At 40.0% G+C, this 16,654-nt stretch carries 9 protein-coding genes and 1 pseudogene; 8 read left to right on the forward strand and 2 right to left on the reverse strand.

Annotated features, from left to right (window positions below; all coding sequences use genetic code 11):
• Window positions 1-138: 138 nt before the first annotated feature.
• The 4 genes and pseudogenes from ispE to STRIC_RS08485 all read left to right on the forward strand — a co-directional run bounded on the left by ispE (window position 139) and on the right by STRIC_RS08485 (window position 3,022).
• Window positions 139-980, forward strand: a pseudogene (ispE, locus tag STRIC_RS08470) (4-(cytidine 5'-diphospho)-2-C-methyl-D-erythritol kinase).
• Between the two features lie 67 nt (window positions 981-1,047).
• Window positions 1,048-1,491 (forward strand): zinc-dependent MarR family transcriptional regulator, encoded by a 444-nt coding sequence (locus STRIC_RS08475; RefSeq protein WP_008089804.1) that lies wholly within the window; start codon window positions 1,048-1,050, stop codon window positions 1,489-1,491.
• 3 nt (window positions 1,492-1,494) lie between these two features.
• On the forward strand, window positions 1,495-2,214 hold the full coding sequence (locus STRIC_RS08480; protein WP_040832315.1) for a metal ABC transporter ATP-binding protein: 720 nt from the start codon (window positions 1,495-1,497) through the stop codon (window positions 2,212-2,214).
• Entirely contained in the window at window positions 2,207-3,022 is an 816-nt protein-coding gene (locus STRIC_RS08485; RefSeq protein ID WP_008090439.1) for a metal ABC transporter permease, read from the forward strand. The genes STRIC_RS08480 and STRIC_RS08485 overlap by 8 nt, the downstream gene beginning before the upstream one ends.
• Before the next feature lie 566 nt (window positions 3,023-3,588).
• Here STRIC_RS08485 and STRIC_RS08490 read toward each other — a convergent pair.
• Window positions 3,589-4,626: a DNA/RNA non-specific endonuclease gene (locus tag STRIC_RS08490; RefSeq protein ID WP_040832317.1), complete on the reverse strand. Its 1,038-nt coding sequence runs from the start codon at window positions 4,624-4,626 to the stop codon at window positions 3,589-3,591.
• A 284-nt stretch (window positions 4,627-4,910) separates the two neighbouring features.
• The gene (gene tyrS / locus STRIC_RS08495; RefSeq protein ID WP_008090163.1) at window positions 4,911-6,167 is read right to left on the reverse strand and encodes a tyrosine--tRNA ligase; all 1,257 of its coding nucleotides are present in this window, start codon (window positions 6,165-6,167) and stop codon (window positions 4,911-4,913) included.
• Window positions 6,168-6,258: 91 nt separating this feature from the next.
• Between tyrS and pbp1b the strand changes: the two genes are divergently transcribed.
• The 4 genes from pbp1b to STRIC_RS08515 all read left to right on the forward strand — a co-directional run bounded on the left by pbp1b (window position 6,259) and on the right by STRIC_RS08515 (window position 16,623).
• Window positions 6,259-8,571: a penicillin-binding protein PBP1B gene (pbp1b, locus tag STRIC_RS08500; RefSeq protein WP_156033610.1), complete on the forward strand. Its 2,313-nt coding sequence runs from the start codon at window positions 6,259-6,261 to the stop codon at window positions 8,569-8,571.
• Window positions 8,572-8,835: 264 nt separating this feature from the next.
• Entirely contained in the window at window positions 8,836-12,402 is a 3,567-nt protein-coding gene (gene rpoB / locus STRIC_RS08505) for a DNA-directed RNA polymerase subunit beta (protein WP_008089909.1), read from the forward strand.
• A 90-nt stretch (window positions 12,403-12,492) separates the two neighbouring features.
• Window positions 12,493-16,131 (forward strand): DNA-directed RNA polymerase subunit beta', encoded by a 3,639-nt coding sequence (gene rpoC, locus STRIC_RS08510; protein ID WP_040832320.1) that lies wholly within the window; start codon window positions 12,493-12,495, stop codon window positions 16,129-16,131.
• Window positions 16,132-16,257: 126 nt separating this feature from the next.
• A complete protein-coding gene (locus STRIC_RS08515) occupies window positions 16,258-16,623 on the forward strand; it encodes a DUF1033 family protein (protein ID WP_008090041.1) in 366 nt (121 codons plus the stop codon).
• The last annotated feature ends 31 nt before the right edge of the window (window positions 16,624-16,654 follow it).

A 16,654-nucleotide genomic window follows, 5' to 3' on the forward strand; every position in this document is an offset into this window, starting at 1 on the left:
GACGATAAGTTTTAGAGAGGCTTTTAAGCAGGTGGATTTCAGTCTTGTTTTCCTATTTAATCATAATAATATTTATTTGAATTTTTCATAATCTTTGTGTATATTTGTTACTATAAGACATGAGGGGTAAGGAGTATTATGGTTACAATTATTGAGAGAGCTCCTGCAAAAATCAATCTGGGGCTAGATATTCAGGGGAAGCGATTAGATGGCTATCATGATTTAGATATGGTGATGGTCAGTGTTGATCTATGTGATTATGTAACGGTTGAGGCGTTAGAGCAAGATGAGATTCTCTTTAGCTCAAACTGTCCAAAGATGCCGACCAATCAAAAAAATGATGTTTATAAAGTGGCCCGATTAATCAAGGATCAATTTCAAGTCAGTAGAGGGGTCTCTATCTTTCTAGATAAACATATTCCTGTTTGCGCGGGTATGGGTGGTGGTTCTAGTGATGCTGCAGCTACGATTAGAGCCTTGAATCAATTGTGGCAACTTGATTTAACACAAGAACAAATGATTGCTATTGGGATGCAAATCGGAAGTGATGTTCCTTATTGTTTGTCTGCAGGTTGCGCACAGGTTACAGGTAAAGGAGAAGTGGTCAAGCCAATCAAGGGGCGTCTGTCTTCTTGGGTGGTTTTAGTCAAGCCGGAATTTGGGATTTCAACCAAGACAGTCTTTCCAGATGTAGACTGTGAGACTATTTCGCGCGTGTCGATTCCTAATTTGGTAGCAGCAATTGAGCTTGATGATTATCAGGCTTTAATAGCAAGCATGGGTAATTCTTTGGAAGATATTTCCAAACCTATGATTCAAAAAATTAAGGATAAAATGGTGCAGTCAGGAGCTGATGTGGCTTTGATGACGGGAAGTGGCCCACCGTTTTTGCCCTTTGTCAAACGGAAAAACAGGCCAACAGGGTGGTCAATAGCTTAAAAGGATTTTGTAAAGAAGTGTATAAGGTAAGGACCCTTTGAACCTTACCTTTGTTTGCTTCTTAATGGCCTTCGTGTTATAATTAACTGGTTAATGAAAGAGGTAGTTATGGGGACTTTAGAAAAGAAAATTGATGATTTAGTTAATCAAATTTTGATGAAAGCTGAAAATCAGCATGAGTTGTTATTTGGGGCTTATCAGAGTGATGTCAAATTGACAAACACACAAGAACACATTTTGATGCTCTTATCGCAAGAAAAGTTAACCAATACTGATTTGGCAAAGCTCTTAAATATCAGTCAGGCAGCGGTGACAAAAGCTATCAAGAGCTTGGTTAAGCAAGATATGTTGGCAGGAACTAAGGATACGGTGGATGCTAGGGTAACTTATTTTGAGTTAACAGAGTTGGCTAAGCCAATTGCCAAAGAACACACACATCATCATGATGAAACGTTAAATGTCTACAGTCGCTTATTGGAGCATTTCTCTGCAGAAGAAAAAGTGGTTGTGGAAAAATTCTTGACAGTCTTTGCAGAAGAATTAGAAGGGTAGTCAATGAGATACATATCAGTGGAAAATCTCTCTTTCCAATATGAAGCTGAGCCAGTTCTAGAAGGAGTCAACTATCATTTGGATAGCGGGGAATTTGTCACATTGACCGGTGAAAATGGGGCAGCAAAATCAACCTTAATTAAGGCAACCTTGGGTATTTTGAAACCCAAAATTGGTCAAGTGACGATTGCTAAGCAAAATATTGAAGGAAAAAAATTACGTATTGCTTACTTGCCCCAACAGGTGGCTAGTTTTAATGCAGGTTTCCCCTCAACAGTTTATGAATTTGTCAAATCGGGACGTTTCCCAAGAAGCGGTTGGTTTAGACCTTTAAATAAGCACGATGAAGAACACGTCAGAACCAGTTTGGAATCAGTTGGGATGTGGGAAAATCGTCATAAACGTATAGGTAGTTTATCAGGTGGTCAAAAACAGCGGGTTGTGATTGCTCGAATGTTTGCTTCAGACCCTGATATTTTTGTTCTTGATGAGCCAACAACAGGTATGGATAGTGGGACAACAGATACTTTTTACGAATTGATGCACCACAGTGCTCATCAACATGGCAAAGCTGTCTTAATGATTACTCATGATCCAGAAGAAGTCAAAGATTACGCCGATCGTAATATTCATTTGGTAAGAAATCAGAATTTACCGTGGCGTTGCTTTAATATTCACGATAGTGAAGTACCTCATCATGAAGGAGGTCATCACCATGCTTGATATTCTCTCCTATGATTTTATGCAACGCGCTATTTTAGCGGTGATTGCCATTAGTATTTTTGCGCCGATTTTAGGAATCTTTTTGATTCTCAGACGCCAAAGTTTAATGAGTGATACTCTTAGCCACGTGTCTTTAGCTGGTGTTGCTTTTGGTGTGGCTCTTGGTGTTTCTCCAACCATTACAACGGTTATCGTTGTAGTTTTGGCGGCTATTTTGTTGGAATATTTACGTGTGGTTTATAAGCACTATATGGAAATTTCAACAGCTATTCTCATGTCTTTGGGGCTTGCTTTATCATTGATTACTATGAGTAAATCAGCTAGCTCTTCAAATATGAGTTTGGAGCAATATCTCTTTGGCTCGATTATTACAATTAGCCAAGAACAGGTCATTGCGCTATTTGTCATTGCGGCTATTATTTTGCTTTTGACGCTTTTCTTTATTCGTCCCATGTATATTTTAACTTTTGATGAAGATACTGCTTATGTAGATGGCTTGCCTGTTCGCTTGATGTCAGTTCTCTTTAACATTGTTACTGGTATTGCGATTGCTTTGACGATTCCAGCAGCTGGAGCTCTATTGGTATCAACTATCATGGTGCTGCCTGCCAGTATCGCAATGAGATTGGGTAAAAACTTTAAAACAGTTATCTTACTGGGAATTGTTATCGGTTTTAGCGGTATGTTATCTGGTATTTTCTTATCTTATTTCTTTGAAACGCCAGCTAGTGCCACTATTACCATGATTTTCATTAGTATTTTCCTCTTAGTTAGTCTAGGTGGAATGCTTAAAAAACGGTTATTTTAATAAGAAAAATCCTCACATGTTTCACGTGTGAGGATTTATTTATAAATGCTTTAAAAAAGGGGTAAGGTCCCAGTTTTCTTGATTAAGCTAGTCTCGGATAACACGTGCTTGTGTATAGTTCTGACACTAAAGCAATCTTTCTTGAGATTTAGGACGGTTGATATGATTGGAAATCAAGAATTAGAATGATAGATAGTCGTTAAAAATCATATTTGTTCACTTGTCCTTGGGTATTCTCATAATGTGTGTATCAATAGTACTTTTCTTTTCTTTCAATCCAATGAGCTCGGTATTATTCTAAAAGTATTTCATATGAGACTTTTTAATAAAAGTTTAGTCACTTTACATTATAGGTTATATGGAATCTTTTATTCAGTCAGAGAGACTTATAGTCACTTTGATGGACTTACTCATTATAGAAATTATAGACCTAATATTTTAACTATAGCAACAAACAAATAAAAATAAACGGATTTAATTTCGTACCATATAGGTCTAAATCCTTTTAATAATAAATTATCCAACTTTTTGAGGGCAGTAGAATTATTTTCACAGTGTGATGATTACTACCAAGGAAGGCCTGCTGCAGCAATTTCAGCTTTTGAGGCATATTGACCATTTGGTCGGTGCCATCGCCCTCTGCTATCTCTGGTATAACCATTAGCCGCTTGTTGTGCCTGTTGAGCTTGCTCCTGTGCTAGAGCCGCTTGTTGAGCTTGAGCAATTGCTGCTTGTCTTTGTTGTTCTGCTTCTTGAGCAGCTTTTTGAGCGGCAGCTTCAGCCTCAGCTTTTGCTTTCTCTTCAGCTTGCCGTTTTTCTTCGTTTGCTTTTTTCTGGGCTTGTACCTTTTGCTCTGTAGCTGATGCAACAGTATTTTGCGCGCGTCCGGTAGCGTAATCGATGCTTGCGTTTGGCGAGCTATTGTCTAAAGTAACTTTACTAATCCCATTGGAATCTTGTATTGATTTACCGCCAATCGTGATTGCAAGGAGTTTTCCATCATTATCAATTCCAACGTACTGTAGTTCAATCTGTCTAGGAATCAATTCACGGTCTTTGTATATTGGAGTTACCTTATAATCAAGGTAGTAATTAGGGTGATTGGCAAGCCAAGAATCAAGTCTTTTTTCATAAAAGAGAATACTCTGCTCATTGGAGGAATCCATTCCCTTATATTTTCCTGAATTAACCCAGCTTGTTAGTGGAACGAGATTTTTTACTTCTTCATCTAAGCCAGAGAATTGATAGCCAATTAAGTGTCCGCGGTTCATCAACCAAGCCTTTTGTTCACCATTGTCAAAATAAAATTGATAGTTGTGCCAACCAACGGGATTTGTTTTTAAGCGTACTTTACGTTTACGTCTAGGTTCACTACTATCATTTAGCTGGATATGTGCGCCCCTAGCTCTTTTTTGTTGGTCTAAAGGTTGTAGAATCAGTTGTCTTTTCTTTTTAAAAGGCAAAAGCCCCAAGTCGGTCTCTTTGATGCTGGTCGTTGTTACAGTTGCCTTTGAGGTTTCTCCAGAGACAGGAGGTATGTAGTAACTGAACAGAGAAGTGGTGAGAACAAGGAGTGCAAATTTTGCAAACAGTTTATTTCTCATACTTTGCTTTCTAGCTCATTTTTTACGTGGTTTGAGCGGTACACGTTATCTATAACCTCAAGGGATTGACTTGAGAAAATAGTTTAAGTAATAGTTGGGGCTACCTAAAAAGGGAGCAGTATGGAACGTTATTCCATCAAAAAAGGATTTATCCTCTCTTGTTATCAGAGAATAAATCCTTTTTTGTGGTCTAATACTAGTTTTTCAAGAATAGAAATTCTAGGACATAGGTTTCTTTACTCTAATGACTAAATAACTATGAAATAAAGAAGTAATTGAGATTATTAATAAGTGAGAACAGCGTACTTTTTCTTACCACGACGGATGACTGTTAATTGATTATCAATTTTATCATTGTCACTTAATTGGTAATCTAAATCTTGAACGCGGTCTCCGTTAATGTAGATGGCTCCGTTTGTCACATCTTCACGCGCTTGGCGTTTGGAAGGTGAAATCTTAGCAGCTACTAAAATCTCGACAATATTAAGGTTGTCCTTAGCTTGAACAGCATAGTTAGGAACGTTGCTCAATCCTTGTTTTAATTCACTTGCAGATAGTTCTTTGATGTTTCCAGCAAAGAGTTGCTCTGTAATATTAAGTGCTTGCTCATAAGCAGCTTGTCCGTGGACTAGAGTAACCACTTCACGAGCTAATGTTTTTTGAGCTAAACGTTCATGACGCGCAGCTTCGAATTCTTTTTCGATGGTATCAATTTCGTCTAAGCTCAAGAAGGTAAAGATTTTCAAGAAGCGGATTGCATCATCATCCATCACGTTTAACCAGAATTGGTACATCTCATATGGAGATGTTTTATCTGCGTCTAACCAAACGGCATTTCCTTCAGATTTTCCAAATTTTTTGCCAGTTGAGTCAGTAATTAATGGAACGGTCATAACATGACCGGTTTTATCAGCTTTTCGACGAAGCAATTCAGTACCGGCAGTCATATTGCCCCACTGATCAGAACCACCAATTTGGAGAGTGACGTTGTGTTTGGCATTCAATTCATAGAAATCAAAGCCTTGCATGATTTGGTAAGCAAATTCGGTGTATGAAATGCCTGTTTCGATTCGTTTTTTAACAGAATCTTTACTCATCATGTAGTTGACGGTAAAGTATTTGCCGACATCGCGAAGGAAGTCAATAAAGCTAATTTGAGAGAACCAGTCGTAGTTATTTACAAGTTCAGCTTTATTATCGCCATTTTCAAAATCAAGGAAATTTGATAATTGACCTTTAATCTTGTCACTCCACTCCAAAACTGTTTCTTTGGTTTGAAGACTACGTTCAGCATCTTTAAAGGAAGGGTCTCCAATTAAACCTGTGGCCCCCCCCACAAGAGCGTAGGGTTTATGCCCTGCAAGCTGTAAGCGACGAGAAGTCAAAATAGCCACCAAGTGACCTAAGTGTAAGCTATCTGCTGTTGGATCATAACCGGTATAATAGGATACTTGCCCTTCTGTTAGTGCTTTGACAAGGGCTTCTTCATCGGTCGTTTGAAAGACCAAGCCACGAGCTTTGAGTTCTTCAAAAATATTCATAGGCTTTCTCCATTTTCATTATAGTTTCGAATCATTATATCAAAAAACGCTACTGCTATGCAAGCTTTATCAAAGTTTGGTATAATGGTAAATGAGGTATTTTATGGTGACATCAAAAAAGAAACACAGTAAGAGAAGAAAAGCGACTTTAGGGCCTTTAGATTTTGGCCCAGTCATTTTGCGTACAGTGAAGTTAATGTCTAACTTTTTTTACATTATTCTCTTTCTTTTTGGCATGCTTGGCCTAGGTATGGCTTTTGGTTATTTAGCTAGTCAAATTGATTCTGTTAAGGTACCTAGTAAAGACAGTTTAGTCAAACAGGTCAAATCCCTAACCATGATGTCCCAAATTGATTATTCCGATAACAGCTTGGTGACGATGATTGATACGGATCTTCTAAGGACCCCAGTAGCTAACGATGCTATTTCAGACAATATTAAAAAAGCCATTGTTTCAACAGAAGATGAGAATTTCAATGCTCATAAAGGGGTAGTTCCCAAAGCTGTTTTTCGTGCGACACTAGCTTCTGTTTTAGGGTTTGGTGAATCTAGTGGTGGTTCGACTTTGACACAACAGCTAGTCAAGCAGCAAGTATTGGGAGATGATCCTACCTTTAAACGAAAATCTCGTGAAATCATCTATGCTTTGGCACTAGAGCGTTACATGTCTAAGGATGATATCCTTTCTCATTATTTAAATGTCTCTCCTTTTGGTCGTAATAATAAGGGACAAAATATCGCTGGTATTGAAGAAGCAGCAAGAGGTATTTTTGGTGTTACTGCTAAAGATTTGACGATTCCACAAGCCGCTTTCTTAGCCGGCTTGCCTCAAAGTCCTATTGTTTATTCTCCTTACCTTTCAACGGGACAATTTAAATCAGAAGAAGACATGTCCTATGGTATTCAGCGTCAACAAAATGTTCTTTACAATATGTACCGTTCTGGCTTGTTGACTAAAAAAGAATATGAGGATTACAAAGCCTACCCTATCAAACAGGACTTTATTCAGCCTGAAGCTGTTACGGTGAATACACATGACTACCTTTACTATACGGTTTTAGCAGAGGCTCGAAAAGCCATGTATAACTACCTTATTAAAAAGGACAAGGTGTCAAGCCGTGAGTTAAAAAATGATGAAACCAAGGCTGCCTACCAAGAGCGTGCACGAACGGAATTGCAACAAGGTGGCTATAAGATAACAACAACTCTAAACAAGCCAATCTATAATGCGATGCAGAATGCTGCTGCACAATTTGGTAGTCTCTTAGATGATGGAACTGGTATGGTCCAGATGGGAAATGTTCTAACAGACAATAGTACAGGAGCTGTATTAGGATTTATTGGTGGACGAGATTACAATTTAAATCAAAATAACCATGCTTTTGATACTATTCGTTCACCAGGATCTAGTATCAAACCGATCATTTCTTATGGTCCAGCTATTGACCAAGGATTGATGGGAAGTGCTAGCATACTGTCTAACTATCCGACGACCTATTCAAGTGGCCAAAAGATTATGCACGTTGATAGCGAAGGGACGGCTATGATGACTCTGCAAGAAGCTTTAAATACTTCTTGGAATATTCCAGCCTTTTGGACACAGAAGTTATTGCGTGAAAAAGGGGTGGATGTTGAGAATTACATGACTAAAATGGGCTATCGCATCGCTGATTATTCCATTGAGAGTTTGCCACTTGGAGGAGGGATTGAGACCTCAGTTGCTCAGCAAACCAATGCATACCAAATGATTGCTAATAATGGTCTTTATCAAAAACAATACCTTGTTGATAAAATTACAGCTAGTGACGGCACAGTTGTTTACAAACATGAGAATAAACCTGTTCGTGTCTTTTCAGCACCAGCTGCGACTATTATGCAAGATTTGTTAAGGGGCCCGATTTCTTCTGGTTCAACCACAACCTTTAAGAGTCGTTTAGCAGCGATTAATCCTTCCTTAGCTAATGCTGATTGGATTGGAAAAACAGGGACAACAGAGAATTATTCAGATGTTTGGTTGATGCTGGCAACCCCTAAAGTAACTCTTGGTGGTTGGGCTGGTCATGATGACAATGCTTCGTTAGCACCTTTGACAGGTTATAATAACAATTCTAATTACTTGGCGCATCTAGCGAATGCTATCAATCAAGCTGATCCAAATATTTTTGGTAATGGGCAACGTTTTGCTCTTGATGGCGGTGTCATCAGAGCTTCCGTTCTTAAATCAACTGGTTTGCAACCTGGAACAGTAACCGTTAATGGTCGTCCATTAACTGTCAATGGCGAAATGACCACTAGCTTGTGGGCACAAAAAGGACCAAGTGCTATGACTTATAAATTTGCCATTGGTGGAACCGATGCAGACTATCAAAAAGCCTGGTCTAATTTTGGTGGTAAAAAAAATTAAGCTTGCTTTTTTAAAGAAAATAGTGTATAATATTATTAACTATTTGTCGTCCAATCTAGTTGAAATATTGTCCAACTAGGAAGAACAGCAGTTAAATCAAACTGATAAAGTCAGATTTAGCTGCTCTTTTTGTGTCTATTTTTAGATAAAAACGGGTCTTGTAACCCATATTTAAAGATTCTAAAAATTCACACTTGGGACAAATGATAACTTAGTTGTTCTTTGCAGCAAAGCAAAGCTTAAAAAGAAAAAGGAGCTAAAAACTTGGCAGGACATGAAGTTCGATACGGAAAACACCGTACACGTCGTAGCTTTTCAAGAATCAAAGAAGTTCTTGATTTACCAAATTTGATTGAAATTCAAACTGACTCATTCCAAGATTTCTTAGATTCAGGGTTGAAAGAAGTATTTGAGGATGTACTTCCTATTTCAAATTTCACCGATACCATGGAACTTGAGTTTGTTGGTTACGAATTTAAAGAACCAAAATATACCCTTGAGGAAGCACGTATCCACGATGCCTCTTATTCTGCACCAATCTTTGTGACTTTCCGTTTAGTTAACAAAGAAACAGGTGAGATTAAGACACAAGAAGTTTTCTTTGGTGATTTCCCAATCATGACTGAAATGGGTACCTTTATCATCAACGGTGGTGAGCGTATTATCGTTTCTCAGTTGGTGCGTTCACCAGGTGTCTACTTCAATGATAAAGTAGATAAAAACGGTAAAGTGGGCTATGGCTCAACCGTCATCCCTAACCGTGGTGCTTGGTTAGAACTAGAAACTGACTCAAAAGATATTGCCTATACACGTATTGACCGTACACGTAAGGTTCCATTTACAACACTCGTTCGTGCTCTTGGATTCTCAGGTGATGATGAAATCGTTGATATCTTTGGTGAAAGTGACCTTATTCGTAATACGATTGAAAAAGATATCCACAAAAACCCTTCAGACTCTCGTACAGATGAGGCTCTTAAAGAGATTTATGAGCGCTTAAGACCAGGTGAGCCTAAGACTGCTGATAGTTCACGTAGTCTCTTGATTGCGCGTTTCTTTGATGCACGTCGTTATGACTTGGCAGCTGTTGGACGTTACAAAGTTAACAAAAAACTCAATATTAAAACACGTCTTTTGAACCAAATTATTGCCGAAAACCTTGTGGATGGAGAAACTGGTGAAATCTTGGTTGAAGCGGGTACTGAGATGACTCGTAGCGTGATTGAATCTATCGAAGAACATCTTGATGGTGACTTGAACAAGTTTGTTTACACACCAAATGATTACGCTGTTGTTACGGAACCAGTTGTCCTTCAAAAATTCAAGGTTGTCTCTCCAATTGATCCTGATCGTGTGATCACTATCGTTGGTAATGCTAACCCAGATGATAAAGTGCGTGCTCTTACCCCAGCTGATATCTTGGCAGAAATGTCTTACTTCCTTAACCTTTCTGAAGGACTTGGAAAAGTAGATGATATCGACCACTTGGGTAACCGTCGTATTCGTGCTGTTGGTGAATTGCTTGCTAACCAGTTCCGTATTGGTCTTGCTCGTATGGAACGTAACGTTCGTGAGCGTATGTCTGTTCAAGACAATGATGTTTTAACACCACAACAAATTATCAATATCCGTCCTGTAACGGCTGCTGTTAAAGAATTCTTCGGTTCTTCTCAGTTGTCACAGTTTATGGACCAACACAACCCACTTTCTGAATTATCACACAAACGTCGTCTATCTGCCTTAGGACCTGGTGGTTTGACACGTGACCGTGCGGGTTATGAAGTGCGTGACGTTCACTACACTCACTATGGACGTATGTGTCCGATTGAAACGCCTGAGGGACCAAACATTGGATTGATCAATAACTTATCATCTTTTGGTCACTTGAACAAATACGGATTCATTCAAACGCCATATCGTAAAGTTGACCGTACAACTGGTAAGGTAACTAGCGAGATTGTTTGGTTGACTGCCGATGAAGAAGATGAGTACACTGTAGCTCAGGCAAACTCAAAACTTAATGAAGACGGTACTTTTGCAGAAGAAATCGTAATGGGTCGTCATCAAGGTAATAACCAAGAGTTTTCTGCAAGTATTGTTGACTTTGTTGACGTTTCTCCTAAACAGGTAGTTGCGGTTGCGACAGCATGTATTCCTTTCTTGGAAAACGATGACTCAAACCGTGCCCTTATGGGTGCCAACATGCAACGTCAGGCTGTACCATTGATTGATCCTAAAGCGCCATTTGTTGGTACTGGTATGGAATATCAAGCAGCCCATGACTCTGGAGCTGCAGTTATTGCCCAACATGATGGTAAAGTTGTCTTCTCAGACGCTGAAAAAGTAGAAGTTCGTCGTGAAGATGGCTCACTTGATGTTTACCATGTGACAAAATTCCGCCGTTCTAACTCAGGGACAGCCTATAACCAACGCACACTTGTAAAAGTTGGTGATATTGTTGAAAAAGGTGACTTTATCGCTGACGGTCCTTCAATGGAATGCGGTGAAATGGCCCTTGGACAAAACCCAGTCGTTGCTTACATGACTTGGGAAGGTTACAACTTTGAGGATGCCGTTATCATGAGTGAGCGTCTTGTTAAAGAAGATGTTTACACTTCAGTTCACTTAGAAGAATTTGAATCAGAAACACGTGATACAAAGCTTGGACCTGAAGAAATCACACGCGAAGTACCAAACGTTGGTGAAGAAGCCCTTAAAGACCTTGATGAGATGGGTATCATCCGCATCGGTGCTGAGGTTAAAGAAGGCGATATCTTAGTTGGTAAAGTAACACCTAAGGGTGAAAAAGACTTATCTGCTGAAGAGCGTCTCTTGCACGCTATCTTTGGAGACAAATCACGTGAAGTGCGTGATACCTCACTTCGTGTTCCTCACGGTGGAGACGGTATCGTTCGTGACGTTAAAATATTTACACGTGCCAACGGAGATGAATTACAATCAGGCGTAAATATGCTAGTTCGTGTTTACATTGCCCAAAAACGTAAAATCAAAGTTGGGGATAAAATGGCCGGTCGTCACGGAAACAAAGGTGTCGTTTCTCGTATCGTTCCTGTAGAAGACATGCCTTATTTACCAGACGGAACGCCTGTTGATATCATGTTGAACCCTCTTGGGGTGCCATCACGTATGAATATTGGACAGGTTATGGAACTTCACTTAGGTATGGCTGCTCGTAATTTGGGTATTCATATCTCGACACCAGTCTTTGACGGTGCTTCAGCTGAAGACCTTTGGGATACTGTTCGTGAAGCTGGTATGGATAGCGATGCTAAGACCGTTCTTTATGATGGCCGTACTGGTGAACCATTTGACAACCGTGTCTCAGTTGGTGTCATGTACATGATCAAACTTCACCACATGGTTGATGACAAACTTCATGCCCGTTCTGTAGGTCCTTACTCACTTGTTACCCAACAACCACTTGGTGGTAAAGCACAATTTGGTGGACAACGTTTCGGTGAGATGGAGGTTTGGGCCCTTGAAGCTTATGGTGCTTCAAATGTTCTTCAAGAAATCTTGACTTACAAGTCAGATGATGTCACAGGACGTTTGAAAGCTTATGAAGCGATTACCAAAGGTAAACCAATTCCAAAACCAGGTGTTCCAGAATCATTCCGCGTTCTTGTGAAAGAATTGCAATCACTTGGTCTTGACATGCGTGTCCTTGACGAAGATGACAATGAAGTAGAACTTCGTGATCTTGATGAAGGTGAAGATGATGACGTGATGCACGTTGATGATCTTGAAAAAGCGCGTGAAAAACAAGTTCAAGAAACTCAAGAAGTTTCAGAAACAACTGAAGACAAATAAGCCATCAATTCTTATTAAACAATTATTTACTAGACTGGGGCAAGTGCCCCAGAAGCTAGTAAAGTCATCAAAGGCAGAAAGGTAAAACTAGTGGTTGACGTAAATCGTTTTAAAAGTATGCAAATCACATTAGCCTCACCAAGTAAAGTCCGCTCATGGTCTTATGGTGAAGTTAAAAAACCTGAAACAATCAACTACCGTACATTAAAACCAGAACGTGAAGGACTCTTTGACGAGGTTATCTTTGGTCCTACAAAAGACTGGGAATGTGCGTGTGGAAAATACAAACGTATCCGTTATAAAGGAATCGTATGTGACCGCTGTGGTGTCGAAGTGACTCGTGCCAAAGTGCGTCGTGAACGTATGGGACATATCGAGTTAAAAGCTCCTGTATCACATATCTGGTACTTCAAAGGTATTCCATCTCGTATGGGATTAACCCTTGATATGAGTCCTCGTTCTCTAGAAGAAGTTATTTATTTTGCTGCTTACGTGGTTATCGATCCTAAAGATACGCCGCTTGAGCCAAAATCTCTCTTAACAGAACGTGAGTATCGTGAAAAAATTCAAGAGTATGGACATGGTTCTTTCATCGCTAAGATGGGAGCAGAAGCTATCCAAGATCTTTTGAAACGCGTAGACTTACCAGCAGAAATCGCTGAATTAAAAGAAGAATTAAAATCGGCAACTGGGCAAAAACGTATCAAAGCTGTGCGTCGTTTGGATGTGCTTGATGCTTTTAACAAATCTGGAAATAAACCAGAATGGATGGTACTTAACATCCTTCCAGTAATTCCACCAGATTTACGCCCAATGGTTCAATTAGATGGTGGCCGTTTCGCCGCATCTGACTTGAATGATCTCTATCGTCGTGTTATCAACCGTAACAATCGTCTTGCTCGTTTATTAGAACTTAATGCTCCTGGTATTATCGTTCAAAATGAAAAACGTATGTTACAGGAAGCCGTTGATGCTTTGATTGATAACGGTCGTCGTGGTCGTCCTATCACAGGACCAGGAAGTCGTCCTTTGAAATCATTAAGCCACATGCTTAAAGGTAAACAAGGTCGTTTCCGTCAAAACTTGCTTGGTAAACGTGTTGACTTCTCTGGACGTTCCGTTATCGCCGTAGGTCCAACCCTAAAAATGTACCAATGTGGTGTGCCACGTGAAATGGCTATCGAACTCTTCAAACCATTTGTGATGCGCGAAATTGTTGCTCGTGAATTTGCTGGTAACGTTAAGGCAGCTAAACGTATGGTTGAACGTGGTGATGAACGCATTTGGGATATTCTTGAAGAAGTTATCAAAGAACATCCAGTTCTACTTAACCGCGCACCGACTCTTCACAGACTTGGTATCCAGGCATTTGAACCGGTTCTTATCGATGGTAAGGCACTTCGTCTTCACCCACTTGTGTGTGAGGCCTACAATGCCGACTTCGATGGTGACCAAATGGCCATCCACGTACCACTTTCAGAAGAAGCACAAGCAGAAGCACGTCTTTTGATGCTTGCCGCAGAACATATCCTTAACCCTAAAGATGGTAAACCAGTTGTTACCCCATCTCAGGATATGGTTCTTGGTAACTACTATCTTACAATGGAAGATGCTGGCCGTGAAGGCGAAGGCATGATCTTCAAGGATAAAGATGAGGCAGTTATGGCTTATCGAAATGGCTATGCTCATCTTCATAGTCGTGTAGGTATTGCTGTTGATAGCATGCCAAACAAGCCATGGAAAGATAGTCAAAGACATAAAATCATGGTGACAACAGTTGGTAAGATTCTCTTTAACGATATCATGCCAGAAGACCTTCCTTACCTTCAAGAGCCAAATAACGCTAACTTGACTGAAGGAACACCTGATAAATACTTCCTTGAGCCAGGACAAGAAATCCAAGAAGTCACTGACGGCTTAGAAATCAATGTGCCATTCAAGAAGAAAAATCTTGGAAATATCATCGCAGAAACCTTTAAACGTTTCCGTACGACAGAAACATCAGCCTTCCTTGACCGCTTGAAAGACCTTGGTTACTACCATTCAACTCTTGCTGGTTTAACAGTGGGTATTGCTGACATTCCTGTTATTGATAATAAAGCTGAAATCATTGAAGCAGCTCACCACCGTGTTGAAGAAATTAACAAAGCCTTCCGTCGTGGTTTGATGACTGATGATGATCGTTATGTTGCTGTTACGACAACATGGCGTGAAGCAAAAGAAGCTCTTGAAAAACGTTTGATTGAAACACAAGATCCTAAGAACCCTATCGTTATGATGATGGACTCAGGTGCCCGTGGTAACATCTCAAACTTCTCACAGCTTGCCGGTATGCGTGGTTTGATGGCTGCTCCTAACGGACGCATCATGGAACTTCCAATCCTATCAAACTTCCGTGAAGGGTTGTCTGTTTTGGAAATGTTCTTCTCCACTCACGGTGCTCGTAAAGGGATGACCGATACGGCCCTTAAGACAGCCGACTCAGGATACCTTACTCGTCGTTTGGTTGACGTTGCCCAAGATGTTATTATCCGTGAGGATGACTGTGGAACTGACCGTGGTCTTCTTATCCGTGCGATTACAGATGGTAAAGAAGTAACAGAAACACTTGAGGAGCGCTTACAAGGACGTTACACTCGTAAGTCAGTGAAGCACCCTGAGACTGGTGAAGTCTTGATTGGTGCTGATCAGTTGATTACAGAAGACATGGCTCGTAAGATTGTCGAAGCTGGCGTTGAAGAAGTAACTATTCGTTCTGTCTTTACCTGTGCGACACGTCATGGTGTTTGTCGTCACTGTTATGGTATCAACTTGGCAACAGGTGATGCTGTTGAAGTTGGTGAAGCTGTTGGTACAATTGCTGCCCAATCAATCGGTGAACCTGGAACACAGCTTACCATGCGTACCTTCCATACGGGAGGGGTTGCCTCAAACACTGATATCACGCAAGGTCTCCCTCGTATCCAAGAAATCTTTGAAGCACGTAACCCTAAAGGGGAAGCAGTTATCACAGAAGTTAAAGGTACAGTGGTTGAGATTGAAGAAGATGCTACTACACGTACTAAGAAAGTTTACGTTCAAGGTAAAACTGGTATGGGTGAATACGTGGTACCATTTACAGCACGTATGAAGGTTGAAGTTGGCGACGATATCAATCGTGGAGCTGCTTTGACAGAAGGTTCTATTCAACCAAAACGCTTATTAGAAGTTCGTGATACCTTGTCTGTTGAGACTTACTTATTGGCTGAGGTTCAAAAAGTTTACCGTAGCCAAGGGGTAGAAATCGGCGATAAACACGTTGAGGTAATGGTTCGCCAAATGCTTCGTAAAGTACGTGTTATGGATCCAGGTGATACGGACCTTCTTCCAGGAACGCTTATGGACATTTCAGACTTTACTGAAGCCAATAAAGATATCCTTATTTCAGGTGGTATTCCTGCAACATCTCGTCCTGTTCTTATGGGTATTACAAAAGCCTCACTTGAAACTAACTCTTTCTTATCTGCTGCATCATTCCAAGAAACAACTCGTGTTCTTACAGATGCTGCTATTCGTGGTAAGAAAGACCATCTCCTTGGTCTTAAAGAAAATGTTATCATTGGTAAAATCATCCCAGCTGGTACTGGTATGGCGCGTTACCGTAACATTGAACCACAAGCCATCAATGAAGTAGAAGTTATTGAAGAAGCAAGTGTTTCTGAAGAAGCACCACTTGTTGAAGCAGAATAATCTAAAAAAGAAGTCTATCAAAGGCTTCTTTTTTTGGTTTAGGGTTGGCATTATAGTCCTTATGAGCAGATATTTTTTAAAATGGATTTTATTTAGCTATAATAGCCATAAGAAGGAAGTAAGGGTATGTATCAAGTAATAAAAATGTATGGTGATTGGGAGCCTTGGTGGTTCATTGACGGATGGCAAGATGATATTTTAGAAGAAAAGCAATTTGAAAATTGGCAGGAGGCTTTGGGATATTTTGATCAAGAGTGGCAGACTCTGAGAAAAGCTTACCCTAGTTTTCATAGCCAAAAAAATTTATTAGCTACTTTTTGGGAAAAGAGAGATACCAGATGGTGTGATGATTGTGGGGATGATTTACAGCAATATCATTCTATTTTATTATTAAAAGATAGAGATATTGTACCAAGCCGCTATTACCTTCCCCAGTTTGAGCAGCGAAATGACTCACCCCATACACCACTTACTTGCAAATGGAACATTTAAATTATTATTTTTAGAAAAAGAGAGAAAGTTG

The sequence above is a fragment of the Streptococcus ictaluri 707-05 genome, from assembly GCF_000188015.2.
Lineage (GTDB): Bacteria > Bacillota > Bacilli > Lactobacillales > Streptococcaceae > Streptococcus > Streptococcus ictaluri.

Bases quoted from the DNA above. Each gene is read 5' to 3' on its own strand.
- STRIC_RS08475 (WP_008089804.1), top strand. From the start codon at position 1,048: ATGGGGACTTTAGAAAAGAAAATTGATGATTTAGTTAATCAAATTTTG.
- STRIC_RS08480 (WP_040832315.1), top strand. From the start codon at position 1,495: ATGAGATACATATCAGTGGAAAATCTCTCTTTCCAATATGAAGCTGAG.
- STRIC_RS08485 (WP_008090439.1), top strand. From the start codon at position 2,207: ATGCTTGATATTCTCTCCTATGATTTTATGCAACGCGCTATTTTAGCG.
- STRIC_RS08490 (WP_040832317.1), bottom strand. From the start codon at position 4,626: ATGAGAAATAAACTGTTTGCAAAATTTGCACTCCTTGTTCTCACCACT.
- tyrS (WP_008090163.1), bottom strand. From the start codon at position 6,167: ATGAATATTTTTGAAGAACTCAAAGCTCGTGGCTTGGTCTTTCAAACG.
- pbp1b (WP_156033610.1), top strand. From the start codon at position 6,259: ATGAGGTATTTTATGGTGACATCAAAAAAGAAACACAGTAAGAGAAGA.
- STRIC_RS08515 (WP_008090041.1), top strand. From the start codon at position 16,258: ATGTATCAAGTAATAAAAATGTATGGTGATTGGGAGCCTTGGTGGTTC.